Below are 25812 nucleotides of genomic sequence, written 5' to 3'. Positions count from 1 at the left end.
CATAACTTGTACAAAAAACTTTGGGGGATTTTAAACGAATGGAAAGGCAAATTAAAGATCTGCCCTATACAGATCAACCTACCAAGCATATGCTGCAAGGGCTCATTGAGCGTAAAAGAGAATTCGAAACATATAAACAGAAATGTTTGGTTTGGCAAATAATTACATTTGTGGAAGTGATCATTTTTATAGTGTTTATTTATTTCAACGTATATCAACGATTGGAAACAGATCTTTTGTTTGTTTTATTCTATTTTTTTCAATCATCACACTTATTCGCCGTTTTGCTGATTGCATTCAGCTATTCAACAGCCGTTTATTTTAAAAAGAAAGAAGAAAAAGCGGAAAAAGAATATCATGAGCTTAGATGGGAAATTATTGATAAAAGCACTGATTTTTGGAAAAGCGAAGAAGAGTGGATGAATCGCGACAAGGTTTTTTCTGTTATGAAAAAAGAATTTGATATTAATCTCTATTATAAAACGAAATAAAAATGTGATTTGTGAGTAAAAATGCTTGTCTTCACCCCCTCGTAATTGTAAACTGTTTACTAACTAAAGAACCATCTTTTAGAATCAACATACAATATCGTATGATGTATTGACGGCAGGAGGGAAGAAGATGCGGCTCGAGCGTCTTAATCATAATAAAATTAAAATTTTCCTGACTCTAGATGATTTGTCGGATCGCGGCTTAACAAAAGAAGATCTATGGAACAACTCTTTAAAAGTTCATCAGCTTTTCCGGGAAATGATCAATGAGGCAAGTGAAGAACTCGATTTTCATGCAAACGGTTCGATTGCGGTCGAGGTTTATTCACTAAAAGCACAGGGAATGGTGATCATTGTTTCCAAAAATAATGATGAAGAACTTGAAGATGAATTTTTAGATGATTATATTGAAATGCAAGTAAAAGTGGATGAACATCAAGATATATTGTATGAGTTTTTGAATTTCGAAGATGTCCTCGATCTTGCAAAAGTTCTTCAACGTTTCGAAATAACAGAAGGCGCGCTATATTCATATCAGGGACGATACTACCTGCTGTTTGATGACATCTCTAAGATTGAAACGGAGCATCTTGTTGCAATTTTAGCGGAATATGGAACGCCGACACATATGACAACTCATAGACTGCATGAATATGGAAAATTATTGATAAAGGATCACGCTGTTCGTCTTTTGAATGACTATTTTTCCTGAGGCTGACAAAACATCGCCTTTCAGCGATGTTTTATCAGCTTTTTTTGCGTAGATTTAGTATTTTATTTGATAAAAAACAAAGCGGTTTGCCGCTTTCTTTTTTTAACAAGAAATTCAGTATCCCTTTATTTTCTATGAATTAATGATTGAATTAATTTATAGAAGGTGTATACTAAGTCATGAAAGGTGGACTTTTCCTTTTCATTATTAAAGAACATATAGGAGGTTTACTTATTATGGTAGCCGAAGGCAATGACAAGCATGATGTGCTAAAAGCTACGCAAAAGGTAATACATAAAGCGTTAGGAAAACTAGGTTATCCAGAAGAGGTGTATGAATTATTAAAAGAGCCGATTCGCATGCTGACAGTGAAAATACCTGTTCGCATGGATGACGGTTCTGTTAAAATATTTACTGGCTACCGGGCGCAGCATAATGATTCTGTAGGACCTACAAAAGGAGGCGTTCGCTTCCATCCAAATGTAACTGAAAACGAGGTAAAAGCGCTTTCAATTTGGATGAGTCTAAAATGCGGAATTATTGATTTGCCTTACGGTGGTGGAAAAGGTGGAATTGTTTGTGATCCAAGAGATATGTCGTTCAGGGAATTAGAAAGATTAAGCAGAGGATATGTTCGGGCAATTAGTCAAATTGTTGGCCCTACAAAAGATATACCTGCACCTGATGTATTTACGAACTCGCAAATCATGGCTTGGATGATGGATGAATACAGCCGGATTGATGAATTTAATTCGCCAGGATTTATTACCGGCAAGCCTCTCGTTCTCGGCGGTTCACATGGCCGTGAATCGGCAACGGCAAAAGGCGTGACCATTTGCATTCGCGAAGCAGCGAAGAAGCGTGGAATTTCTTTACAAGGGGCTAGGGTCGTTGTCCAAGGATTTGGAAATGCAGGCGGTTATTTAGCAAAATTTATGCATGATGCCGGAGCAAAAGTTGTAGGTATTTCCGATGCATACGGCGGTCTGTACGATCCAGACGGACTAGACATCGATTATTTATTAGACCGGCGCGACAGCTTCGGAACTGTTACGAAATTGTTTAATGATACGATCACTAATAAAGAATTGTTAGAACTTGATTGCGAAATTTTAGTTCCTGCGGCGATTGAAAACCAAATTACAGAAGAAAATGCCCATAATATTCGGGCTCAAATTGTCGTAGAAGCAGCCAACGGTCCGACAACTGTTGAAGCCACTCAAATTTTAACGGACCGGGGAATTTTACTCGTGCCTGACGTATTGGCAAGCGCGGGAGGAGTAACGGTTTCTTATTTCGAATGGGTTCAAAATAATCAGGGCTACTATTGGTCTGAAGAAGAAGTGGAAGAAAAATTGGAAAAAATGATGGTGAAAGCATTTAACACTGTATATGAAACGGCGCAAAACAGAAGAGTAGATATGCGGCTTGCTGCATATATGGTAGGCGTAAGAAAAATGGCAGAAGCATGCAGATATCGCGGATGGGTATAATATTTGCATCGTTTTGCAGTTTCCCCTATGATAATGTAGGGGAAATTTTTCTTGTGCGCCCGGCATGGGTGTAATCTATAGGGTGAAAGTCCCGAGCTGCGAAGGCAGAAGTAGCAGTTAGCTTAACGCAAGGGTGTCCGTGGTGACGCGGAATCTGAAGGAAGCGAGCGGCAAACTTCCGGTCTGAGGAACACGAACTTCATATGAGGCTAGGTATCACTGGGTGAGTTTGCAAGACAAAACAAAGCCCTTTCTGCCGAAGGTGATACAGAGTAAATGAAGCAGATGGATGGAAGGAAAGATTACACTCTTACCCGGGGAGGTCTGGCTGGCACGCCAAGTAACCTTGGTAACCTATCTAGTGATAGATAGCTGAACAGTCAGAAGTCAGCAGAGGTCATAGTATTAGTTGGTCTAGAACAACTAAGAAGGACCGAACAATTAAGAGAGAATAGCCCTTGGCATTCAGTGAGTCATGATGAACACAGAAAACGTAGTACCTCACTTGAGGGAGGAAGCGGTGAATCCCGTGGGAGATCTCTTGGAGGGTGGAGTGACCACTGGCATAAAGAGAACAGCTATTCACGGAAGTTATAAAGACTTGCGTCAATTATCTTAATTGAACCGCCGTATACGGAACCGTACGTACGGTGGTGTGAGAGGACGGGAGTTAATCGCTCCCTCCTACTCGATTTGTCACCAGCCGCTTAATGCTATAGGAGTGATCATGATGCAAGAAGAAAAAGTGATCATTGTCGGCGGAGGTCCATGTGGACTATCGGCTGCGATCGAATTGAAGGAAAAAGGAATAAATCCTTTAGTTATTGAAAAAGGAAATATTGTTGATTCCATTTATCGCTTTCCAACACATCAAACCTTTTTCAGCACAGCAGACAGGCTTGAAATTGGCGGAGTCCCATTTATCACAGAAAACCGAAAGCCTGTCCGCAATCAAGCGCTTGCTTACTACCGGGAAGTTGTGAAGCGAAAAAATTTGCGCATTCATACATATGAAAAAGTAGAGAAGGTAGAAAAGCAGCAGGACGGAACGTTCATGGTAACGACGGAAAAAGGAAAATATCGTGCGTCATTTGTTGTGATTGCTACAGGTTATTATGATAATCCAAATTACATGAATGTTCCAGGCGAAAATCTGCCCCACGTTTTCCATTATTTTAAAGAAGCTCATCCATATTTTGATAAAGATGTCGTTGTGATCGGCGGGAAAAACTCAAGTGTTGATGCCGCGCTTGAGCTTTATAAAGCCGGGGCTAGAGTAACTGTATTGTACCGAGGAAGCGGGTATTCTTCAAGCATTAAGCCTTGGATATTGCCGGAATTTGATTCTCTTATCAAAAAAGGCTATATAAAAATGGAATTTCGGGCAGATGTAAAAGAAATTAAAAATGACTCTATTAGTTATATTGTGAACGGAATAGAAGAAAAAACTATTCCTTGTGATTTTGTCTTTGCCATGACTGGCTACCATCCAGATCATAACTTTTTGAAAAAAATGGGTGTACTTATTGATGAGCAGACAGGCAGACCTTACTACAATCCCGATACAATGGAAACGAATGTAAACGGGATTTTTATAGCCGGTGTCATCGCAGCTGGAAATGATGCGAATGAAATTTTTATCGAAAACGGCAGATTTCACGGGGAATTGATCGCAGAAGAAATTATCAAAAGAGTGTAAAAATAGGGATGTCCCGAAAATAATCAAGTAGAGAAAAACAATCCGTTTTTCTCTACTTGATTTTGTTGCTTTCATAAGTTGTGGGGCCGTCCAGAAATCAAATCGCCATTGAAAACAAAAAATCATAAACACCGATATATCAACGTTTCTAACACATTAATGGGGGCGTCAATAAGCTGTAAAAACGGCTTATTAGACACCCCCTTTACTTGTAACATTTTTTAGTAAAATTTGTGTTGATCATCACAACAGTTTATTATTTCGAAAACATTTCTTCTATTTCAGTTAAATCGCTCGTTTTTTCTAAAGCCACTAAAAGCTTTATTCTAGCTTTTTGCCCGTTTAATCCGTTCGAAAATATAACGCCAAGCTGTTTTAAATGTTTTCCTCCGCCCTGATAATCATAGACATCCTGCACAATGCCGTTAAAACATCGTGAGACAATGACGATCGGCACTTTCTTCTCAATAAGCCGTTTCATGCCGGGGACTAAAGCCGGCGGCAAATTTCCTTGCCCTAAAGCTTCAATGACGATTCCATCCGGATTCAGTCCTTCAACTGCTTCCATTATTTTTTCATCCATGCCTGCATACGCCTTTAAAAGGAGCACATGTTTAGAGATTTTCGTTATACTATATGTTTCTTTTCTTAACGGATAGTGATGAAATGCCAGAATTTTTTTGTTCACAATACCGATCGGTCCGTATTGCGGACTTTGGAATGTAGCGATATTGCTTGTATGCGTTTTTGTGACGTTTTTTGCTGTATGAATCTCGTCATTCATGACAACTAACACACCAAGGTTTTTCGCTTCGTCGGAAGCAGCAACTTTTATGGACATCAATAAATTATATAATCCGTCTGATCCGAGTTCATTATTTGACCTCATCGCACCTGTTACAACAACCGGGATGGGAAGGTCAAGAGTCAAATCTAAAAAATAAGCTGTTTCTTCTAAAGTATCCGTTCCATGAGTGACGACGACACCGTCGATGCTTCCATTTTTGGCATGATGTTCGATTTCTTTTTTAATTTCCAGCATTTCCTTTGGAGTTATATGCGGGGAAGGCAAGTTAAAAAGCTCTTTTACGATTGTTTGTACATTGTTTACATTCAATGAAAAATTTGTTAGTGGATTGGACCCTTCTGGTCTCACTGCACCGCTTTGTTCATCTTCCAGCATTGAAATTGTACCGCCTGTATGTAAAATCAATACTTTCTTCATCTTTTTATCCCTTTCATTAAAGTTTCATTTTTTCATGCTTATTTTTGATTTTCATTTTGTCATATACATGTTACCATTTTATCAAAAGGATGTTTTTAACAACTTACTGCTGCTCTAACATGAATCATCATTTCTCATTCTTTTATTTTGTTTTATTTTAAAAGGAACATTCTGATAAATCTATACATAAATAAGGAGATACTAGAAGAAAAGAGGCTGTCATTATGATTGCGATTATTACAGCAGGCATTGCACCAGGGCTGGCAATACTTTCATATTTTTATTTGAAGGATCAATATGAAATGGAACCCCTTTACATGGTGGTTCGGACGTTTATTTTCGGTGCGCTGCTTGTTTTTCCAATTATGTTTATTGAATACGTTCTGGAAACAGAAAATGTATTTCCCTCTTCTTTTTTACAAGCTTTCTTTGCTTCGAGTTTATTGGAAGAGTTTTTTAAATGGTTTATTTTTTATTTTACAATTTACTCCCATTTTCATTTTGATGAACATTACGATGGAATCGTTTATGGTGTGTCCATCTCTCTCGGCTTTGCGACATTGGAAAATATTTTATATTTAATTGCGAACGGTGTGGAGTTTGCATTCGGGCGCGCAATTTTTCCAGTCCCAAGCCATGCATTGTTCGGTGTCATCATGGGGTATTATTTAGGAAAAAGCAAATTTTCGAATGATAGGCTTAAAAAAAGATGGCTCCTTTATTCTCTAGTTATTCCGTTTCTTTTGCACGGAACGTACAATTATATCTTGCTTTCCAATGAAGACTGGAAGTTTTGGGTCACTCCGTTTATGGTGTTTTTATGGTGGTTTGGGCTTCATAAAGCAAAAAAAGCGCGCATGGTATACAAGCAAAATATCGAAACAATATCAGGATAAAAAAATTTTTGAACCGGCATGAGCCGGTTTTTTTGTTGTATAAAATGACATCTACTACAGAAAATACATGTAACGATATAAAGTGAGGAGGCATGATGATGGGAAAAAACATGAAATATCTGCTCGCAAACGCTTTTGTTTTAATCGTTTTTCTTATTCTTTCTAACAATCAGCTGCATGTTCATGCTTTTAGCGAACAAGTGATTCAGAGAGGTGCGACAGGTGATGATGTCATTGAACTGCAGGCAAGACTTCAATATAACGGATATTATCATGGGAAAATTGATGGGGTATATGGATGGAATACTTATTGGGCAGTTAGAAAATTTCAAAATAATTTCGGACTTAAAGAAGTAGATGGTTTAGTTGGTCCTGAAACAAAACAAAAGCTTATCAATACGACAAAATATTATAAGTCTTTTGTCCACGAACAAATTCGAAAAGGCAGAGACTTTACCCATTATGGCGGAGTGCCGCTAAAAATCCAAACAGCGCCTTCTGAGGAGCTGCGCGCAAAATGGCGGAAGCAAACCGAAAAAAATCTCGCAAAAAATGTACCGCCAAAAAAACAACAAGCTGGTCAGGCTGGACAAGGGCAAAAGCAGGCTGCTCCTAAACAGCAAGCAGCCCAAAATAAACAACAAACAGGGAAATCGGTACAGCCGATGGCGGTGAATATGCCTGGAGGCTTTTCACAAAATGACTTAAATCTTTTAGCCAATGCCGTTTACGGAGAAGCCCGCGGCGAGCCTTATATTGGTCAAGTAGCAATTGCGGCAGTTATTTTAAACCGACTGAACAGCCCGACATTTCCAAATACGGTTGCTGGTGTTATTTTTGAACCGGGTGCTTTTACAGCTGTCAGCGATGGACAAATATATTTGACACCAAATGAAACAGCGAGAAAAGCGGTGATGGACGCCATTAACGGGTGGGATCCGACAGAAGAAGCTCTCTATTATTTCAATCCTGATACAGCAACAAGCCCATGGATATGGACGCGGCCGCAAATCAAGAAAATCGGAAAACACATATTCTGTGAATAGTGAGGTGATTCAATATGCTTCGAGGATTATTAATCGGGCTGCTTACAGTGGCCTTAATCGGAACAGGCTACTGGGGATATAAAGAGCATCAGGAAAAAAACGCCGTATTAATTCATGCAGAAAACAATTACCAGCGGGCTTTTCACGATCTAACCTATCAAGTGGATCAGCTTCATGACAAAATTGGCGAGACACTCGCCATGAATTCAAGAAAATCATTGTCACCGGCGCTGGCGGAAGTTTGGAGAATTACATCGGAAGCGCACAATGATGTCGGCCAGCTTCCGTTAACTCTTTTACCTTTCAATAAAACAGAGGAATTTTTGTCGAATATTGGTAAATTTAGTTATCAAACAGCAGTGAGAGATTTAAACAAAGATCCGTTAACGGATCAAGAATATGAAACGTTAAAAAAATTGTATAAAAATGCAAAAGACATACAAGACGAATTGAGAAACGTCCAGCATTTAATCTTAAAAAACAATCTGCGCTGGATGGATGTTGAACTCGCACTAGCATCAGGGCAAAAACAAATGGACAATACGATCATTGATGGATTTAAAACGGTAGAAAAAAATGTTGAAGGCTATTCCGAAACTAATTTCGGTCCAACGGCAACAGCGCTGCAAAAGCCTAAAAAAGGATTTGAACAATTAACTGGAAAGGAAATATCAGAGCAAGAAGCAAAACAAATCGCAAAACGATTTGCCCCTAAAAATGTAGAACGAGTAGATGTAACAACAAATGGTAAAGGATCAAATATTCAGTTTTACAGCATTACTATGCATGATAAAGGAAATAAACATGATGTTTATATGGATATCACGAAAAAAGGCGGTCATTTAATTTATTTATTGCACAACAGAGATATTAAACAACAAAAAATCAGCTTAAATGAAGCATCCAACCGAGCAACGGAATTTTTGAAAAAGCTAAAATTTAAGGATTTAGAGCTTTATGAGAGTGCACAATATGACAACATTGGTGTTTTCACATTTGTTTCTAATTACAAAGGTGTACGTCTATATCCTGATGCAGTTCGTTTAAAGGTAGCGTTGGACAACGGAGAAATTATAGGTTATTCTGGACGTGATTATTTAGCAGCGCACAAAAAAAGAAATTTGCCGAAACCTGCTATTACAAAAGAAGAAGCGAAAAAATCAGTCCATTCTAACGTTGAAATTCAGGAGGATCGATTAGCTGTTGTGACAAATGATGCCGGCGAAGAAGTGCTGTGCTATGAATTTTTAGGAACGATTGACCAAGACACGTACCGCATTTTCATCAACGCAATGGACGGAACGGAAGAAAAAGTGGAAAAATTGCAAAGTGCTGAACCGTTATTCAGAGAAATTTAATCACAAAAAGGGGAGTCGATTTTTAGGCTTTCCCTTTTTTTCATTTCATGCTTTAATAAATGTAGAGCGCTTATTACATTGAAAGAGTGGTAACGTTGATAAAAATTGGTACGATGATCACATTGGAACTTTCTGGCCAAGATCAAATACTAAAATGCAAACTTGTGGACCAAGAAGAAAACATTCTTTATATTGATTTTCCTATAAATAGCAAGACAGGAAAAACTGTTTTCTTAACAGACGGCACCGAGCTCGTTGCAACATTTGTGAACAGCGAAAAAAAACCGTATAAATTTCGTACTAAAGTTCTTGGCAAGAAAAAAGATAACCTCCCGATGATCATGCTTCAGGCACCTGAGTATATGGAGGAGATCCAAAGGCGGCAATTTGTCAGAATCGAGACAGCCGTTGATGTAGCCATACACGCTATTAATCAGGAATTCGCCCCATTTACAACAGTTACAAACGACATAAGTGCTGGCGGCATTTCAATCATTATTCCAAACGGTGTGGACGTACCGCTAAATGAAAATATACATATTTATATGGTGCTCACGTTTATGGACGGAACGATTGAATATTATAAGGTAACAGGGAAGGCGCTCAGAGTTGTGGAAGCGGAACATCATAAGCTCGCTTCCATAGCATTTATCAATATTGATGAAAAGACACAGCAAAAATTGATTCGCTTTTGCTTTGAACAGCAGCTGCAAATGAAAAAGAAAGGAATTTTGAATGAATAATACCGGCAAGGCTGTCCATACTATTTATAAAAAATGGCAAAAGGATGTTTTTTGTGAAGCGCTTTGAACAAATATTGATCAAATTGATCATTATACAATTCATTATGTTAATTGCCGCTCAGCTTTTTTTGCGCCATTCTGAGTTGAAGCCATATTTATCAAAAGCCGTGCAATATGAAGGTGTTGGAAACATGTCCATCTCCGAATGGGTGGAAACTATCAGCCGCTAAAAGAGCAGGAAACCCCTGCTTTTCTTTCTGTATTCCCAAAAAATAGATACATATTTTTTGAAACTAGCTAGGAGGTATTATGAGTAAAAAAATTTCCATTGCAATCGACGGTCCGGCAGCTGCCGGGAAAAGCACAGTTGCCAAAAAAATCGCAAAAGATTTAGGCTATACATACATTGATACGGGTGCGATGTACAGAGCTCTCACTTTGAAAGCTTTACAGAATGGCATTTCTTTGGAGGATGAAAAAGCGCTCACCAAGCTTTTGAATGAAATGACGATTGAACTGAAGCCGGTAAATGAAGGTCAGCAAGTGCTAGCAAACGGTGAAGACGTAACGGCGATTATCCGTTCCAATGAAGTAACAAAGCATGTTTCCACTGTTTCCAAACATCCTAATGTGCGGGAGGAAATGGTGAAAAGGCAAAAACAGCTTGCAGGAAACGGCGGCGTTGTCATGGATGGCAGGGATATCGGCACTCATGTGCTGCCGAATGCGGAGTTGAAAATATTTTTAAAGGCTTCTGTAGAGGAAAGAGCAAAAAGAAGGTATGAGGAGAATTTAAGAAAAGGTTTTACATCCGATTTAACACAATTAAAGAAAGAAATTGAAGAAAGAGATAAGCTTGATTCCACGAGGGCAACTGCCCCATTAAAAAAAGCGCCGGATGCCGTCGAAATCGATACAACTTCATTGACGATTGAAGAGGTGGCGGAATTAATTAAAGAATTGGTAAAAGAAAGGCTGTAAGAAATGGGTAAATTTTATCAATTTGCAAAGGCAATTGTTTACTGCTTTATTAAACCGCTCTTTCGGGTCGAAGTGATCGGAAAGGAACATTTTCCAATGGATGGTGCCGTGCTGCTTTGTTCCAATCATATTAATAATTTGGACCCTCCGACGATTGGTATCGTTTCACCAAGGCAGCTCCGTTTTATGGCTAAAGAGGAACTGTTTAAAATTCCGGTTTTCAGCCTGATCGTCCGGGCATTGGGGGCGTTTCCGGTCAAAAGGGGCTTTTCCGATCGAGAGGCGTTAAGAACAGGCTTGAAAATATTAAAAGAAAGAGAAGTTTTAGCCATTTTTCCGGAAGGAACGAGAAGCAAAACAGGTGAACTCGGAAAAGGTTTAGCTGGTGCAGGTTTTTTTGCCTTAAGATCAGATTGTGTCGTCTTGCCATGCGCCGTCGTCAGTTCTTACAAACCATTTCGGAAAACGAAAGTCATTTTCGGCCCAGCCATTGATTTTACATCTTATCGAAACAAAAAAATTTCAGCTGAAGAAGCGACCGATAAAATCATGACAGAAATTAGAAATTTGCTCGAAAAATATAGGTAATCAATGGATTTAACTTGACAAACGGAATTTTTTGTTAGAACTTATAGAAAAGAGGTATTTTTCATTCTATTTAGAGTAGCTTGTGACATACTAAATAGAATGGTACATATTTTGTTGAGTTGCTATGGCTTGACCAAGGAGGTAAATGGTATGGTAGAGGACATCAATCAAGGTGAAGTTTTTGTGCCTGAAGTGGGAGACGTTGTAGAGGGAATTGTAACAAAAGTGGAAGATAAGCAGGTGATTGTTGATATTAAAAATTGCAAACAAATGGGCATCATTCCGATTAGTGAACTGTCTAGTTTGCATATTGAAAAAGCTTCAGATGTTGTAGAGGAAAATGACAAGCTTGAACTAGCGGTCATTAAAGTTGAGGAAGAAGCAGTCATTTTATCGAAAAGCAAAGTGGCTGCGGATAAAGCTTGGGTGGAATTAGAGAGAAAATTTGAAAATAAAGAAGTATTTGAGGCAGAAGTGAAGGATGTCGTAAAAGGCGGTTTAGTGGTAGACCTGGGCGTCCGCGGATTTATTCCTGCTTCATTGGTTGAACCTCACTATGTTGAGGATTTTTCAGATTATAAAGGAAAAACATTGACATTGATGGTTGTGGAGCTAAACCGTGAAAAAAATCGAGTGATTTTGTCTCATCGTGCTGTAGTGGAAAAGGAGCAGGAAGAGAAAAAACAGCAAGTGCTTCAGTCGATTCAGCCTGGTGATGTATTGGAAGGAACAGTCCAACGTTTAGCCGATTTCGGAGCCTTTGTTGACATCGGCGGGATTGACGGTCTTGTACATATTTCTCAGATCTCTCATGCTCATGTAGATAAACCGTCAGATGTGCTTCAAGAAGGCGAAAAGGTAAAAGTGAAAGTTTTGTCTGTCGATCGGGATAATGGACGGGTTTCACTATCGATTAAAGAAACATTGCCTGGTCCATGGGAAAACATTTCTGAAAAAATCAAATCCGGTGATGTTGTCGAAGGAACTGTACAACGCCTCGTCTCATTCGGAGCTTTTGTTGAAGTTTTACCTGGAGTAGAAGGTCTTGTCCATATATCGCAAATTTCTAAAAAACATATAGGCACTCCTCAAGAAGTATTAGAAGAAGGCCAAAAGGTAAAAGTAAAAGTGCTTGATGTAAACGAAGAAGAGAAACGGATTTCCTTAAGCATAAAGGAATTGGAAGATGATGGGCCCGGTAGTGAAGAAGATTTTCGCAAATATCGTCCGAAAGAGGAATCGACAGGATTTCAACTAAGCGAAATGATCGGAGAGCAATTAAATAAATTAAAATAAAGACAAAGGCGATTATCACGAGCTGCCCCTTGTCAAGGTGACAGCGGAATAAAAAATGATCTAAGCGGCTTTATCTCTATATTCCATAGGGCTGAGGCCGTTTAGTCGTTTTATGAGGGTAATTTGTATCGATTGCCAGTCCTCAAACGAAATCTACGTTTCACATTTGAGCGTTCTCCAAAAAGACTCAATAAGCACCGCCCAGCATATAACGAGCTGTTTTATCATCTTCTCCACTGCTCTTCTTTTCATAAATCCTTGAGAATGATACGATCCATCCTCGCTGTAATAAGCTGTTATTGTTCGAAGCCTCGCCTAGTATATAGCTTCCATATCACTTCAATAAGCTGTATTTTGAGTTCTGCAGTATCGGTTCGATTTTTGCTAAGCTGCTCTATATCGTGATTATATGTGCGAACAAAATTCTTCGCTGCTTTTAATAAGCAAGCGATACGTCCGTTTTGCGTTCGTATCTCCATTAAAAATCAAAACTTGTGCAGATAAACAAGTGATACATCCAGCCTGTATTCATTAGCCCACAATTTTTTTGCAGAAAAACTCCCTCCTAAAAAAACAAATAATGATTTAGAAGCCTTTTTTTATGAAAAGAAATTATACGGACATTCTGCCATTAAACAGATCGGCTTATGAGTTCTAAAAAAATAGCGAAAATTCCTTTCTTGACGGGCAGTGAAATGTTTACATTTTCCTCTCACAGCAATCCATCAGCAATCAATTCTCCCACAGCCTTTTAACTGCTTTTTATACGCTTTTAGCTTTGATTTCAAAATTTGTACGGTTAGCATCCATAAATTTTTCACATAATGGAAATAGTAGGAGGTTGGAGATGGAAGGAATATATTATTATTGGTTCATGTGGATGATTTGGGTAATTGTAACATTTTGGCTTCCAAAAACGGATGCTCGTTTTTGGCTCTCCTTTTTTATATTGTTAAATATTTTAGGAAGTGCAACGTTTATACACTTTACACAAATACATGTTGGTTTTTCGTATATCTTATTTGCTTTGCTTAGTTTTTTCATCTTGTATAGAACTAAGCGTTTATTTTATTCATTATTTTCCGTTTTGATCATTACGGTTGCCTATGCAGGAGTCAAGCTGTTTTATTTATTTGATCCTGTCTGGTTTTTACTTGACGTTCAGATGTATTTATCTATATTAGGAGTCATTTTATCCAATATGCTGAGCAAAGATTTTTTTGAAGGAATGGCATTTTTTATATTGGGATCTTGTTACGGAGAAGCTCTTTTTTCGTCTGCAGTTTATTCTTATTATCGGCCGATTGTAATAGGCGACTTTCCTTTTCTTGATATGCTGTCAATCGGAATCTTTTCATTGCTCATATGGGCGTCATTCAAAACATTCGCTGCTTCTTTAGAACATATATTCAAAAAACATGCAAGGGAGAGGCAAGGGTCATGAATGAATACACGCTTCCTATTTTTTATGGTGTCTTCGTAGGTGTGTTAGCCCGTCTTTTTATGCTAAAAACCGATTATCGCCAATATCCAACATATTTGCACGGAAAAATTATTCATATCGCACTTGGATTTATAGCGGCGGGACTCGGCACGATTGCTGTTCCGGCCATAATGGAAAAGGAGTTTACTGCCATTACTTTTTTAACGTTGGCTGCATCGCAGTTTCGCGAAGTCCGCAACATGGAAAGAAATACACTGTCAGAGCTCGATCAATATGAGCTTGTTCCTCGGGGAAGTACATATATTGAAGGAATTGCAATCGCCTTTGAAAGCAGAAATTATTTAGTGATTTTCACATCTTTATTTGTTACGCTTGCTTATTTAATCTTTGGCTTTTGGATGGCTCTTGTGATGACGGTCGTTTGCTTTATCATTTCTAAAGTGTTAATGTCTGGAGGCACATTGAAAGATATTGTTGACATTCAATATGTAAAGCCGCATTTTGACGGTGCAGGCTTGTATGTCGATGACATTTATATTATGAATATCGGCATCCCGGAAAAACGTGAACTAGTTTTAAAATATGGCATGGGGTTTATTTTGACACCAAAATCATTTGATGCGAGAACAACGATTGCCAACATCGGACAACGTCAGGCGATTCTCCATGATGTCTCAACTGCGCTGGGCGTAAACCGCGATGCGGGTGAACCATCTTTAGTCCCATTGGCAAAACGAGATCTTGAGGATGGAAGAGTCGGCGTGTTTGTGCTTCCTCAAAAACATGATTTGGATATCGCCATTCGAGTGATCAGCAACGTGCCAACGCTTGAAAATGCCATTCGCATGCCGACGGAGTCGAAGGCAAATAGGAAAGGTGAGAAAAAACGATGGTTTTAGAGAAAGCGGTTTTAGCGGTCGTTACGACAAATGAGAAAAAAATAAAAGGCGGTGCACCTGTTTTTATTTGTGATAACCAAAAAGAAATGGATTCGATTGCAAAAAATTTAGAAGCGATTCTAGATGGAATTGCTCATGCCATAAGCGAGGAAATATATATCATTGTGAAACATTTTTAAGGCAGTTGTTCAATTTCATAAACTGCTATATAATAGGGTAGTTGGAAAAAAGCTTGGTAAAAAACTTCCGGGGCATGCCGAAAAAGGAGTTAGGCGAAAACATGCTGCGATTTCTTGAAGGCGTAGCCCCTTTAACATTATACATAGTGAAAAAATGCGATGAGTTTTAAATTAGGAAGGAAGTTTTAGTATGCCGAAACCTGTTGTGGCTATTGTCGGTCGACCAAATGTCGGCAAATCGACGATTTTTAATCGAATTGTCGGTGAACGTATTTCAATTGTAGAAGATATACCTGGTGTTACCCGTGACCGTATTTATGCACCTTGTGAATGGCTGAATTTCCAATTTAACTTGATCGATACAGGTGGAATTGAAATTGGGGATGAACCGTTTCTAGCACAAATTCGTCATCAGGCGGAAATTGCGATTGAAGAAGCAGATGTAATTATTTTCATTACAAACGGTCGAGAAGGCGTAACTCCCGCTGATGAAGAAGTTGCAAAAATATTGTACCGCTCAAACAAACCCGTTGTCCTTGCCGTTAATAAAATGGACAACCCGGATATGAGGGAAAATATATATGAATTTTATTCTCTTGGCTTTGGAGAACCGTACCCGATATCAGGAGCGCATGGGCTCGGACTGGGAGATCTTTTGGATGCAGTATGCAAACATTTTCCAAAACCCCAATCAGAAAATGATGATGAAGGCATCATTAAATTTTCTTTGATTGGCCGACCAAATGTCGGCAAATCTTCCTTAGTAAATGCTATTTTAGGAGAAGAAAGAGTGATCGTCAGCGAAATTGCTGGAACAACACGAGACGCCATTGACACTAAGTTTACGTATAACAAGCAGGAGTTTGTCATCATTGATACAGCTGGCATGAGAAAAAAAGGAAAAATTTATGAGACAACAGAAAAATACAGTGTTTTGCGGGCGCTTAAAGCGATTGAACGCTCTGACGTAGTGTTAGTTGTTTTAAATGCAGAGGAAGGAATTATTGAACAAGACAAGCGAATTGCTGGCTACGCCCATGAAGCCGGGAAAGCCGTTGTCATTGTAGTAAACAAATGGGATGCAGTGGAAAAAGATGAAAGAACGATGAGAGAGTTTGAAAAAGATATTCGCGATCAATTTTTATTTTTAGACTATGCGCCAATCGTCTTTTTGTCCGCAAAAACGAAGAAGAGATTGCACACATTAATGCCTCAAATTATTCTTGCCAGCGAGAATCATGCGATGCGTGTCCAAACAAACGTATTGAATGATGTGATCATGGATGCCGTTGCTATGAATCCGACTCCAACGGACCACGGTACGAGATTAAAAATCTATTATGCAACACAAGTTTCTGTTAAACCGCCTACATTTGTCATATTTGTAAATGATCCGGAGCTTCTTCATTTTTCATATGAACGTTTTTTGGAAAATCGTATTCGCGATGCATTCGGGTTTGAAGGAACCCCTATTAAAATCATTGCGAGAAAAAGAAGATAAATAAAAGGAAGTGAGTAATTTGGCGAAGGTGGCAATATTGGGAGCTGGAAGCTGGGGAACAGCGCTTGCAATTGTTCTTTGCGACAATGGTCATGAAGTGCATCTTTGGGGACATCGGAAAGAACATATAGAAGCGATCAATCGTACAAAAAAAAATGAGAAATATTTGCCAAATGTCCCATTGCCGGACAATTTAACCGGATTTTATTTCTTAAAGGATGCGGTTGAAAATGTGGAAACGATTGTCTTGGCAGTCCCGACAAAAGCGATAAGAGAAGTGCTGAGTCAATTAAGAGAAGCCATTGATCGGCCGGTTTTAATTGTCCATGTTTCAAAAGGGATTGAGCCGGGTTCATTAAAAAGAATTTCCGAAATTATTGAAGAAGAAATGCCTCCTCACCTTTTGAAGGACGTAGTTGTATTATCAGGTCCAAGCCATGCGGAAGAAGTGTCTTTGAGACAGCCGACAACAGTGACTTCTGCGAGCAAAAATATTCAAGCAGCAAAATTTGTTCAAGATTTATTTATTAACCGCTATTTTCGTGTGTATACGAATCCGGATATAATCGGGGTTGAAATTGGAGGAGCGCTGAAAAACATTATTGCTTTAGCTGCCGGAATCAGCGACGGCCTTGGATACGGGGACAATGCGAAGGCTGCTTTAATAACTAGAGGATTGGCGGAAATTTCGAGATTAGGCTGTAAAATGGGTGCCAATCCATTAACATTTTCTGGTCTTGCCGGAATCGGCGACTTAATTGTCACTTGCACAAGTGTGCATTCCCGCAATTGGCGTGCCGGCCATTTGCTAGGAAAGGGCAAAAAACTAGATGAAGTTTTAGAAAGCATGGGAATGGTTGTCGAAGGAGTAAGAACAACAAAAGCAGCTAAACAGCTTTCTGAAAAATATTCAGTAAAAATGCCGATTACCAATGTCCTTTATGAAGTGCTGTTTCACGAAAAAGATCCGAAAGAAGCAGTCGAAGAGCTTATGGCGAGAGTTAAAACGCATGAAATGGAAGATCTTGTGAACATATTAGAAAATCGAAATGAAGAACTGTAGCACATTTCCCAGCTGCTTCAGTTTTTTTTTGAATTCGATTCTTATATGGAAAACAATTGCGTGAAAAAGAGCATATGTTAAAATGATTGGTAGGAATAGAAGGAGTGGATCACAATGTCAGAAGGTCTAATGAAAATGTGGATTGCCCTCACAGCGATGGCCTTTATGTTTATCGCGGTCTTTTCCATATATTTGAGCCGTTTTAAACTAAAAGGATTTTTGAAATCTATCACAGCAGTGATTGCTTATTTTTTTATGATTTTAGCAGGAATTATTATTTTTTTCGTAGTCTTTTCCGGACCGACAAGCGAGTAGGCAAAGTGAGGAAGACGAGGATGAACAAGAAAAGCATAATGAAATCTTTCATCTCTATCATGTTTGTTTTGCTTTTATCTGGATGTTTATACCCAGAAGAACGATTACATAAAAATGAAATACCTTATGAAGCGCAAATACAATCCGTGCAAAAAGCAGTAGAACAATATAAGGCTGATACGGAAGGGCTTTTGCCGATTAAAACGAGAGACAAATCAACGCCTATTTATGAAAAATACCCTATTGATTTCAATCTGTTGATTCCTGAATATTTGCCTGAGCCCCCTGGCACCGCGTTTGAAAATGGAGGCATTTACTTATATGTTTTAGTCGATGTGGAAAAAAATCCAACCGTAAAGCTGATCGATTTACGAATAGCAGAGGCGATCCGTGAACTAAAGATGAGGATCAATGCTCATGAATATCCTCCTTATGAAAAGCAAATAGCGAAAAATGTATTTACACTGAACTATAAAAAGCTAGGATTAAAAGAGCCTCCTCATGTGAAGAGTCCGTACTCAGGGGAAAATCTTCCGCTTGTGATCGACAACAATCGAGAAGTTTATGTTGATTACAGCTTAGATTTATACCGTGCCATAAAGGAATCAAAAAGATCATTCAAAGAGGGGGAAGATATCCGTCATTTGCTAGTAGAAAACTCCCCGTTCGTCCCTGCATTTTCCCTTCCATATACTGTGAATGAAAAAAATGAACCGGTATTTTTAATAAAATAAGTCATGAACCTTTTTCTTAAGAATACAATTTAAGAGAAAGGTTCTTTTCTTTTTGGAAGAAATTCTTTTTTTACAGTCATAACTAGATAGGACAACATCATAAATATGTAATGACTAAAGAATTGTAAATGTATGGATGTTATAAGACTTGAAAGTCGGGAGGGAATCACTTGGAAAAGGTAGATATTTTCAAAGACATTGCAGAGCGAACTGGCGGCGATATTTATCTAGGGGTCGTTGGTGCAGTTAGAACCGGTAAATCAACATTCATAAAAAAGTTTATGGAATTAGTTGTTCTTCCCAATATTGAAAATGAAGCGGATAAAGCACGTGCTCAAGATGAGCTCCCTCAGAGCGCAGCAGGCAAAACCATTATGACAACGGAGCCAAAGTTTGTCCCGAATCAAGCGGTCACCGTCCATGTTGATGAAGGCCTTGATGTCAATATAAGATTAGTAGATTGCGTAGGATATACAGTGCCTGGTGCAAAGGGATACGAAGATGAAAATGGGCCGAGAATGATCAACACTCCATGGTATGAGGAGCCGATCCCGTTTCATGAAGCAGCGGAAATTGGCACCCGCAAGGTTATTCAAGACCACTCAACAATTGGTGTAGTCGTCACAACAGACGGTTCAATCGGCGAAATTCCAAGAAAAGATTACGTAGAAGCGGAAGAACGAGTAATTGAAGAGTTAAAAGAAGTCGGAAAACCATTTATTATGATTATTAATTCTGTGCATCCTCATCATCCGGATACGGAGGCTTTAAGAAAAGAATTAAATGAAAAATATGATATTCCAGTTCTTGCTATGAGCGTGGAAAGCATGAGGGAAATTGATGTAACGAATGTATTGAGAGAAGCGCTTTTCGAATTTCCTGTCTTGGAAGTCAATGTGAATTTGCCCAGCTGGGTGATGGTGCTGAGAGAAGATCATTGGCTTCGCACGAGCTATCAAGAAACGGTGAAGGAAACAGTAAAAGATATCAAACGTCTGCGTGATGTCAATCAAGTTGTCCAGCAGTTCAGTGAGTATGATTTTATTGAGCGGGCTGGACTAGCTGGTATTCAAATGGGCCAAGGGATAGCGGAGATCGATTTGTTTGCGCCGGATGAGCTGTACGATCAAATTTTAAAAGAAGTTGTCGGTGTTGAAATACGCGGGAAGGATCATCTGCTTGAGCTCATGCAAAATTTTGCACACGCTAAGGCGGAATACGATCAAGTGGCCGATGCTTTAAAAATGGTAAAACAGACAGGTTACGGCATAGCAGCACCGGCTTTATCAGATATGAGTCTGGATGAACCGGAAATTATCCGCCAAGGATCGAGATTCGGCGTCCGACTCAAAGCAGTCGCACCTTCCATTCATATGATTAAAGTAGATGTTGAATCTGAATTTGCGCCGATCATTGGCACAGAAAAACAAAGTGAAGAGCTTGTTCGTTATTTAATGCAAGATTTTGAAGAAAATCCTTTGTCCATATGGAATTCCGATATATTCGGAAGAAGCTTAAGCTCGATCGTCAGAGAAGGAATACAGGCAAAATTGTCGTTGATGCCTGAAAATGCCCGCTACAAATTAAAAGAAACATTGGAAAGAATCATCAACGAGGGGTCAGGCGGGCTCATAGCAATCATATTATAAAAGATCAAAAGGTCAAAAACAACGGTTTTTTGGCCGTTGTTTTTTTTAAAAGGGGCAAACGAGAGAAGCCCTGTATTTTTTTGTTTCAACATATTCTGCCCTCATTTTCCGGCCTCTAAAAGACACACCATTTTTAGAAAAGTTAAACAACTTAGCAAAAAAACCGACAAGTGAATTGATTTGCCTTCTGTGCAGTTAAATTGGCGATAGAAAACATATTGCATTAGCGTAAATGATTCCGTCTTTTTTTCGACTAAAATCATGATATGGCAACAATCTTGCCGAGACAATAGTTGATAGTTTTTTGCTGATTTAATAGAAAATGGGTTGTTGATAGATGGCAGAGATATTGTTAGACACATATTTATATAGTACAGGTGATGAGGAGTGATAGAAACCAATGGTGGATATTTAAAAAGAATCTGAAGGTAAGGAAGAAGGGAATTAGTTTGCTAGTTGACCGCGATTTAGTGATTTTATTCGTGTTTTTCATGACGATGATCTTGATTTTTTGGCGTCCCCGCGGAGTAAATGAAGCATTTCCAGCAACAATTGGGGCACTTATCATATTATTCGTTGGGGGAATTAGTTTTCAAGAGTTGACGGAAATTGCTTTAAATGTAACTGAAGCTTCTGTTACGATTATCGCAACGATCGTCATGGCAATCGTTTTGGAAAGTTTTCGTTTTTTCGAATGGTGTGCTCATCGTTTGGCATATAAAGCTAACGGATCAGGAATCCGATTGTTTTGGTATACGAATCTTCTCTGTTTTTTCATGACTGTCATTTTTAATAATGACGGAAGCATTTTAATTACGACTCCTATTTTACTGCTGCTTCTTCATCACCTTCGTTTAAAACATCACGAAAAAATTCCGTACCTTCTAAGTGGAGCGCTGGTTGCCACCGCTTCAAGCGCGCCAATTGGTGTCAGCAACATTGTAAATCTGATCGCATTAAAGATTGTTGGAATGGATTTATACATGCATACGGCAATGATTTTCGCACCTACTGTAACCGGATTATTGTTAATGGTCAGTTTGCTCTTTTTCGTTTTTTATAAAGACATTCCAAAAAGGGTCATAAACGTGCCAAAAGATGAGAACTTTTTCATCCAATCTTATCATCCTTTGAAGCCTAAAATGTTGCCAAACGTTTTTAAAGAGAAAACAAGTATGATGATGAAAATGTTGATGTTTGTGATCGTTGTTCGAATCAGTCTGTTTGTCGCTTCCTTTTTCGAAATCTCGATAGGGCTTGTGGCTCTGTTTGGTTCAATCGTTTTATTAATGGTGAGATGGTATAAGCTTCGTTTAAGTCCAATCGATGTTTTAAAGAAAGCACCATGGTCAGTATTTCTGTTTGCTTTTTCCATGTACATCATCGTTTATGGCTTGAAAAATATCGGATTAGTTACTTTTTTCCTTCAGCTGTTAAAGCCGTTGATGACAGATGTTGCAAGCGGAATTTTTTGGATGGGCGGGCTGATCACCGTTTTATCCAATATCTTTAATAATCACCCGGCATTAATGATCGGTTCAATGGTGCTTACAAATTTCGGATTAGACGAAATCACGTTAAAAACAGCTTATTTAGCAAGCATCATCGGTAGTGATATCGGCTCATTGCTGCTTCCGATCGGTACGTTGGCGACGCTCTTATGGATGCACATTTTAAAAGAGAACGGAATGAAAATCGGCTGGGCAAAATATGTGAAAGTAACATTTGTTGTCATTCCGCCAACATTAATATTTACGATGTTCTGTTTATACTATTGGATCAAGCTTTTGTTTGTATAATGTTAAAAAATGGGGTGCGATTCACCCCATTTTTTTTATAAATTGAAGCAATGGTTTAGGCGAAACGTAATTAAGCAGGCGGAAACGTTTACGGAACGTGCACTGTTTTAATATGGGAAATTTTTAAAAACACCGTGTGGCCTTCAGCTGTTACCAATTCGACGAAGTTTTGCTGAACAGACTTTAACACTCCGATTTTTTCTTGTTTTTCCCCAAGATCAAATACTACTAGTTTGTTGATGAATTTTTTTAATTGTTCTTCAAAGGTGCGGTTAACGGTGATCATGGCGGGCACCACTGGCAATTCATGTTCGTTTAACGAGTAAGGCGTTGTTGTGTTTGGATATGGAATGAGCCATTTTAAATGGTGAAAAGACACTAAAACATATTTAAACACGGGGGAATAAAAAACAAAATAGTCAGTTAAGACAGATGTAATATAACCGTGTAAAGCTTTATTTCCAGTTACATATGTTTCAACAAACATTCCTTTAGCATTTATTAATATTTTTCGGTATGAAATGGAATCATCCTCAATAATCATTGGTTTAATCGTTTTTTGATCGTATTTAATCGGATTTTCGTCATCATATTTTTCCAAACTGTGTAAATGTAGAAGAGGAATATATATATATTTATAACCAATATAAAGTACGATCACATCTAATCCTTCGTCAACTAAAATTCCGATAACTTCGTTTTTGCCGCTTATTTCTGCTTTTACTTGTTCGTCAATAAGTTCGGAAAATCTCAAAACTTCAATGCCTCCTTTCTTTGAAACAACAGAAACAAAAACAGAGGGGGAATTTGATGGCAGAGACGCTAGCTAGCCTTTCCAACGATAGTGGACAGTTTTGACTACTTTTTCAAGATGCGGCATTGATCGCAACTGTATCTCTGCTCTTTCTATATAGGCATTCGAAGCTCTTCTGCTTTCATTTGGCGTTGACCGGTATTTTTTTTCAGTCCTTCTATCAAGATCATCTGTTCTTTCATGACGTTCTGAGTGTGAGTAAGTGTTTTTGTGCTCAATCTCGGACGTGCTTTGCCCGCTTTTAGAATCTCTTTCCATAGAAGTTCTTTTATCACGATCGGATCGATCTTTTTTTTCAGTTTGTTTGTTCTCATTTTTTTTCTGATCGCGGGAACCTTCAAAAATGCTTCGAACGTGGAACGGCTGAATTCGAATGACTTCTTCTTTGTTAATTAAAATGAATGTCCCATTTCCGTTGTATGACAGAACACCTTCGAGCGCTTCCGGTCCTCCCCAATTGATGGAAACCCATTTATGAATAAAATAATTGAGTATTTCATCAAATGTTTTTACTTTCAAATAGCGGACGGTTTCCTTTTCTTCAGCGTTTTCGCTTTTGTTTAATGAGAAGCTTTTAATATGCTCCAAATTGACATAGATCACCCGATCATCTTTGTAGAGAACGGCATAATGATTTGTTACATCTAATAACTTCCCGCTCATTGCTTCAGGGCCGCCTTGGTTAATTTGAAGGTATTCGTATTGAAATAATTTCATTAGGCGGCGGAAGCTATCGCTTTTCGAAGCGTTTTGTTCAACATTTTCCAGTCGAAAAGGTTTGGAATTTGTCTTAGAATTTTCCGTAATGCTTTTAATGTGTTTCAATTGGTAGTAAACAACATTGTTTGATTCGAATAAATAGAGGGCCAAATAATCAGTTTTTACTTCAAGCAGTAAACCGCTTTTGCTTTCAGGACCGCCTCTATTCACCTTAATCATTTTTCCAACAAGCGACTTTACATATTGATAAAATTTTTCTCCAGTTGCAGTCATTTTCATTAACCTCCCTTGGCATTCAACCATACAGGTCATTTATAATGTATTTATACGTTCAAAATGGGAGAAAGCAACAGAACATTTACCCAATTCATGAAAAATAAGCGATCGCCTATTTGCGTTCTTCAACTTGCTAAAACATTAAATGTGAAGCGATAAATTGATTTCTTTTTGAGATAAAATCGAGAATTTGTGAAGGCTGTTGATCAAATTCGTCAAGGGTATATTGGAAAAAAGGATCTTTGCTAATAAACTTTTTCACTTGTTCATAATAACCGTATACAGCATCTTTCAAATTTTTTACCGTAAATTGATGTTGTATAGTGTCATATAAAAGTTGTTGGTAAAGTTTTTTATACTTTTGGACGTCTAGCAGCCTTGCCGTTAAAGTGTTAAATCCTTCTACCCGAACATAGTCATGTCGCATTTTTTCTCCGTTGACATCAATTCCCCATGTCGCGTCGTAATCCCAGGGAATAATATGAAAACGGCTTGTTTCTCCATGTAAGTAAAGTGCGTAATTGTGAACAAAACCATCGTAATTTTGTGTGCAAATGACACCTGTCAGCCATTTTAAATATTGCTCCACGTTTAAATATTGTTCGATTTCTTCAGAAAATTGGGACGAAGTGCTTGTATTAACAAAATAAATAAATTGTTCGAGCTTACTAAAATCATCATTTTCCCCGTATTTTAACTCATATCCTTGTGATAAGCTTTTTTTTACCTTTTGGTCTAAATCGCTGTATAATGAAAAATTCGCATCACCATCTATTGCATAAAAAATTGGACCTTTAGGCAGTTTTCTTTTTGCTAAAAAATCTTCATTGACGGATTCAAGGCGTAAATAAATACCTTGATGGATTCCATTGATCGATAAAAGGACGAATTTTGTTTCGGGAACGAATACTCCTATGCGGTCAAAAAAATAAAAAGAAAGCTTATTGCGAATCAATGAAGGATCAAAATATTCCGCATTTAAATGAAATTCCTTTTCGTTATTGTATTTTGAAGGACGGTAATATTTTATAAAAAAAGATTTTTTTTTCGCTTTCCTAGTATGAGAGCCACGATACATTATATCCGCATCGATTTTTTTCTTCCCTAAATAAACCATGCCGGGAACTCCGTCTTCATCCCATTTATTTTTTTGTAAAAAAAGCAAATCTTTCGGATGAATGTATAAGGAAATTTTCTCCAAGTGTTTTTCCATTTGATCCCTCTTTTCACTGTTTTTCATTTAAATAGTATGAATGTGGATAAAACTTGCCACTGATGGCAAACGCACATTTTTTTAAACGATTTAAAAGTCCAAACGAGTTAGTGTGAAGATTCATATGCTATACAAAATAAAAAGGGAGGCAGAATAGTGATTTCCGAAAAAGTCATTAAAGAAGCATTTCATAGTGGGGAAGAAAAAGGGTTGAAACATTTTTATTTCCAAGAACCTGAAGGAAGAAGAAGATCGGATAAAACATGCGGCAGCCGGAGAAGAAGCCATCGCAGCGACCATAAAAAAACATGCGGCAGCCGGAGAAGAAGCCATCGCAGCGACCATAAAAAAACATGCGACAGCCGGAGAAGAAGCCATCGCAGGGGCCATAAAAAAACATGCGGCAGCCGGAAAAGAAGCCATCACAGCGGCTATAAAAAAACATGCGGCAGCCGGAGAAGAAGCCATCGCAGGGGCCATAAAAAAACATGCGGCAGCCGGAGAAGAAGCCATCGCAGGGGCCATAAAAAAACATGCAGCAGCCGGAGAAGAAGCCATCGCAGCGATCGTAAAAAAACATGCGGCAGCCGGGATTTTAAACATACGAAAAGAAAAAAAATTCGGCGCTTTGAAAACGGAAATATGTGGGAGCTGCGTTTTTAAATGATGGAAGGGTTG

26 protein-coding genes are annotated in these 25812 nt (G+C 38.4%); 22 read left to right on the top strand and 4 right to left on the bottom strand.

Annotated features, from left to right (window positions below; translation table 11 throughout):
- Nucleotides 1-38 precede the first annotated feature (38 nt).
- The 4 genes from NSS70_RS13360 to NSS70_RS13345 all read left to right on the top strand — a co-directional run bounded on the left by NSS70_RS13360 (nucleotide 39) and on the right by NSS70_RS13345 (nucleotide 4395).
- Nucleotides 39-491 (top strand): DUF2663 family protein, encoded by a 453-nt coding sequence (locus NSS70_RS13360; protein WP_063388613.1) that lies wholly within the window; start codon nucleotides 39-41, stop codon nucleotides 489-491.
- A 130-nt stretch (nucleotides 492-621) separates the two neighbouring features.
- The gene (locus NSS70_RS13355) at nucleotides 622-1203 is read left to right on the top strand and encodes a genetic competence negative regulator (protein ID WP_063388612.1); all 582 of its coding nucleotides are present in this window, start codon (nucleotides 622-624) and stop codon (nucleotides 1201-1203) included.
- 236 nt (nucleotides 1204-1439) lie between these two features.
- Entirely contained in the window at nucleotides 1440-2696 is a 1257-nt protein-coding gene (locus NSS70_RS13350; RefSeq protein WP_063388611.1) for a Glu/Leu/Phe/Val family dehydrogenase, read from the top strand.
- A gap of 730 nt (nucleotides 2697-3426) precedes the next feature.
- On the top strand, nucleotides 3427-4395 hold the full coding sequence (locus NSS70_RS13345; protein ID WP_339195795.1) for a YpdA family putative bacillithiol disulfide reductase: 969 nt from the start codon (nucleotides 3427-3429) through the stop codon (nucleotides 4393-4395).
- Between the two features lie 256 nt (nucleotides 4396-4651).
- Here NSS70_RS13345 and NSS70_RS13340 read toward each other — a convergent pair whose 3' ends face one another.
- Nucleotides 4652-5620, bottom strand: a complete 969-nt coding sequence (locus NSS70_RS13340) for an asparaginase (protein WP_340881776.1) — start codon at nucleotides 5618-5620, stop codon at nucleotides 4652-4654.
- 224 nt (nucleotides 5621-5844) lie between these two features.
- Here NSS70_RS13340 and prsW point away from each other — a divergent pair, with 224 nt between their 5' ends.
- The 17 genes from prsW to NSS70_RS13255 all read left to right on the top strand — a co-directional run bounded on the left by prsW (nucleotide 5845) and on the right by NSS70_RS13255 (nucleotide 22111).
- Nucleotides 5845-6516, top strand: coding sequence for a glutamic-type intramembrane protease PrsW (prsW, locus tag NSS70_RS13335; RefSeq protein ID WP_094246146.1), 672 nt, complete (start codon nucleotides 5845-5847; stop codon nucleotides 6514-6516).
- A 92-nt stretch (nucleotides 6517-6608) separates the two neighbouring features.
- Nucleotides 6609-7562 (top strand): spore cortex-lytic enzyme, encoded by a 954-nt coding sequence (gene sleB, locus NSS70_RS13330; protein WP_094246145.1) that lies wholly within the window; start codon nucleotides 6609-6611, stop codon nucleotides 7560-7562.
- A 14-nt stretch (nucleotides 7563-7576) separates the two neighbouring features.
- A complete protein-coding gene (gene ypeB / locus NSS70_RS13325) occupies nucleotides 7577-8920 on the top strand; it encodes a germination protein YpeB (RefSeq protein WP_066251975.1) in 1344 nt (447 codons plus the stop codon).
- Between the two features lie 95 nt (nucleotides 8921-9015).
- Nucleotides 9016-9663 (top strand): flagellar brake protein, encoded by a 648-nt coding sequence (locus NSS70_RS13320; RefSeq protein WP_339193010.1) that lies wholly within the window; start codon nucleotides 9016-9018, stop codon nucleotides 9661-9663.
- A gap of 44 nt (nucleotides 9664-9707) precedes the next feature.
- Nucleotides 9708-9893: a DUF5359 family protein gene (locus NSS70_RS13315; RefSeq protein WP_232515564.1), complete on the top strand. Its 186-nt coding sequence runs from the start codon at nucleotides 9708-9710 to the stop codon at nucleotides 9891-9893.
- A gap of 79 nt (nucleotides 9894-9972) precedes the next feature.
- Complete coding sequence (gene cmk, locus NSS70_RS13310) at nucleotides 9973-10644, top strand: (d)CMP kinase (RefSeq protein ID WP_340881774.1); 672 nt, start codon at nucleotides 9973-9975, stop codon at nucleotides 10642-10644.
- Nucleotides 10645-10647: 3 nt separating this feature from the next.
- Entirely contained in the window at nucleotides 10648-11232 is a 585-nt protein-coding gene (locus NSS70_RS13305; RefSeq protein ID WP_066251969.1) for a lysophospholipid acyltransferase family protein, read from the top strand.
- Nucleotides 11233-11382: 150 nt separating this feature from the next.
- On the top strand, nucleotides 11383-12528 hold the full coding sequence (gene rpsA, locus NSS70_RS13300; protein WP_066251967.1) for a 30S ribosomal protein S1: 1146 nt from the start codon (nucleotides 11383-11385) through the stop codon (nucleotides 12526-12528).
- A gap of 847 nt (nucleotides 12529-13375) precedes the next feature.
- Nucleotides 13376-13972 (top strand): YphA family membrane protein, encoded by a 597-nt coding sequence (locus tag NSS70_RS13295; protein WP_063388601.1) that lies wholly within the window; start codon nucleotides 13376-13378, stop codon nucleotides 13970-13972.
- Nucleotides 13969-14871, top strand: a complete 903-nt coding sequence (locus NSS70_RS13290; RefSeq protein WP_063388600.1) for a YIEGIA family protein — start codon at nucleotides 13969-13971, stop codon at nucleotides 14869-14871. The genes NSS70_RS13295 and NSS70_RS13290 overlap by 4 nt, the downstream gene beginning before the upstream one ends.
- Entirely contained in the window at nucleotides 14862-15050 is a 189-nt protein-coding gene (locus tag NSS70_RS13285; RefSeq protein ID WP_066251964.1) for a capping complex subunit for YIEGIA, read from the top strand. Before NSS70_RS13290 ends, NSS70_RS13285 begins: the two co-directional genes overlap by 10 nt.
- A gap of 190 nt (nucleotides 15051-15240) precedes the next feature.
- Nucleotides 15241-16551 carry a ribosome biogenesis GTPase Der gene (gene der / locus NSS70_RS13280; RefSeq protein ID WP_063388598.1) on the top strand — a complete coding sequence of 437 codons (1311 nt, stop codon included), beginning with the start codon at nucleotides 15241-15243 and terminating at the stop codon, nucleotides 16549-16551.
- Between the two features lie 19 nt (nucleotides 16552-16570).
- Complete coding sequence (locus NSS70_RS13275; RefSeq protein WP_066251961.1) at nucleotides 16571-17614, top strand: NAD(P)H-dependent glycerol-3-phosphate dehydrogenase; 1044 nt, start codon at nucleotides 16571-16573, stop codon at nucleotides 17612-17614.
- Nucleotides 17615-17728: 114 nt separating this feature from the next.
- On the top strand, nucleotides 17729-17929 hold the full coding sequence (locus NSS70_RS13270) for a DUF2768 domain-containing protein (RefSeq protein WP_063388596.1): 201 nt from the start codon (nucleotides 17729-17731) through the stop codon (nucleotides 17927-17929).
- 20 nt (nucleotides 17930-17949) lie between these two features.
- Entirely contained in the window at nucleotides 17950-18663 is a 714-nt protein-coding gene (locus NSS70_RS13265) for a hypothetical protein (RefSeq protein ID WP_082829632.1), read from the top strand.
- A gap of 170 nt (nucleotides 18664-18833) precedes the next feature.
- A complete protein-coding gene (gene spoIVA / locus NSS70_RS13260) occupies nucleotides 18834-20312 on the top strand; it encodes a stage IV sporulation protein A (protein ID WP_063388595.1) in 1479 nt (492 codons plus the stop codon).
- Between the two features lie 449 nt (nucleotides 20313-20761).
- On the top strand, nucleotides 20762-22111 hold the full coding sequence (locus tag NSS70_RS13255) for an arsenic transporter (protein WP_340881771.1): 1350 nt from the start codon (nucleotides 20762-20764) through the stop codon (nucleotides 22109-22111).
- Between the two features lie 88 nt (nucleotides 22112-22199).
- Here NSS70_RS13255 and NSS70_RS13250 read toward each other — a convergent pair whose 3' ends face one another.
- The 3 genes from NSS70_RS13250 to NSS70_RS13240 form a co-directional block, all read right to left on the bottom strand.
- Nucleotides 22200-22865 carry a DUF2642 domain-containing protein gene (locus tag NSS70_RS13250; RefSeq protein WP_445206606.1) on the bottom strand — a complete coding sequence of 222 codons (666 nt, stop codon included), beginning with the start codon at nucleotides 22863-22865 and terminating at the stop codon, nucleotides 22200-22202.
- Nucleotides 22866-22937: 72 nt separating this feature from the next.
- Complete coding sequence (locus NSS70_RS13245) at nucleotides 22938-23918, bottom strand: hypothetical protein (RefSeq protein ID WP_339196732.1); 981 nt, start codon at nucleotides 23916-23918, stop codon at nucleotides 22938-22940.
- Between the two features lie 136 nt (nucleotides 23919-24054).
- The gene (locus tag NSS70_RS13240) at nucleotides 24055-25134 is read right to left on the bottom strand and encodes a CotH kinase family protein (protein WP_339196730.1); all 1080 of its coding nucleotides are present in this window, start codon (nucleotides 25132-25134) and stop codon (nucleotides 24055-24057) included.
- 156 nt (nucleotides 25135-25290) lie between these two features.
- Between NSS70_RS13240 and NSS70_RS13235 the strand changes: the two genes are divergently transcribed.
- A complete protein-coding gene (locus NSS70_RS13235) occupies nucleotides 25291-25797 on the top strand; it encodes a CotG/ExsB N-terminal domain-containing protein (protein WP_340881769.1) in 507 nt (168 codons plus the stop codon).
- Nucleotides 25798-25812 lie beyond the last annotated feature (15 nt).

The sequence above is a fragment of the Aeribacillus sp. FSL K6-2848 genome (assembly GCF_038004325.1).
Lineage (GTDB): Bacteria > Bacillota > Bacilli > Bacillales > Aeribacillaceae > Aeribacillus > Aeribacillus composti.
Note: the sequence above shows the minus strand (reverse complement) of the source record. Positions and strands in the feature narration are given on the sequence as shown.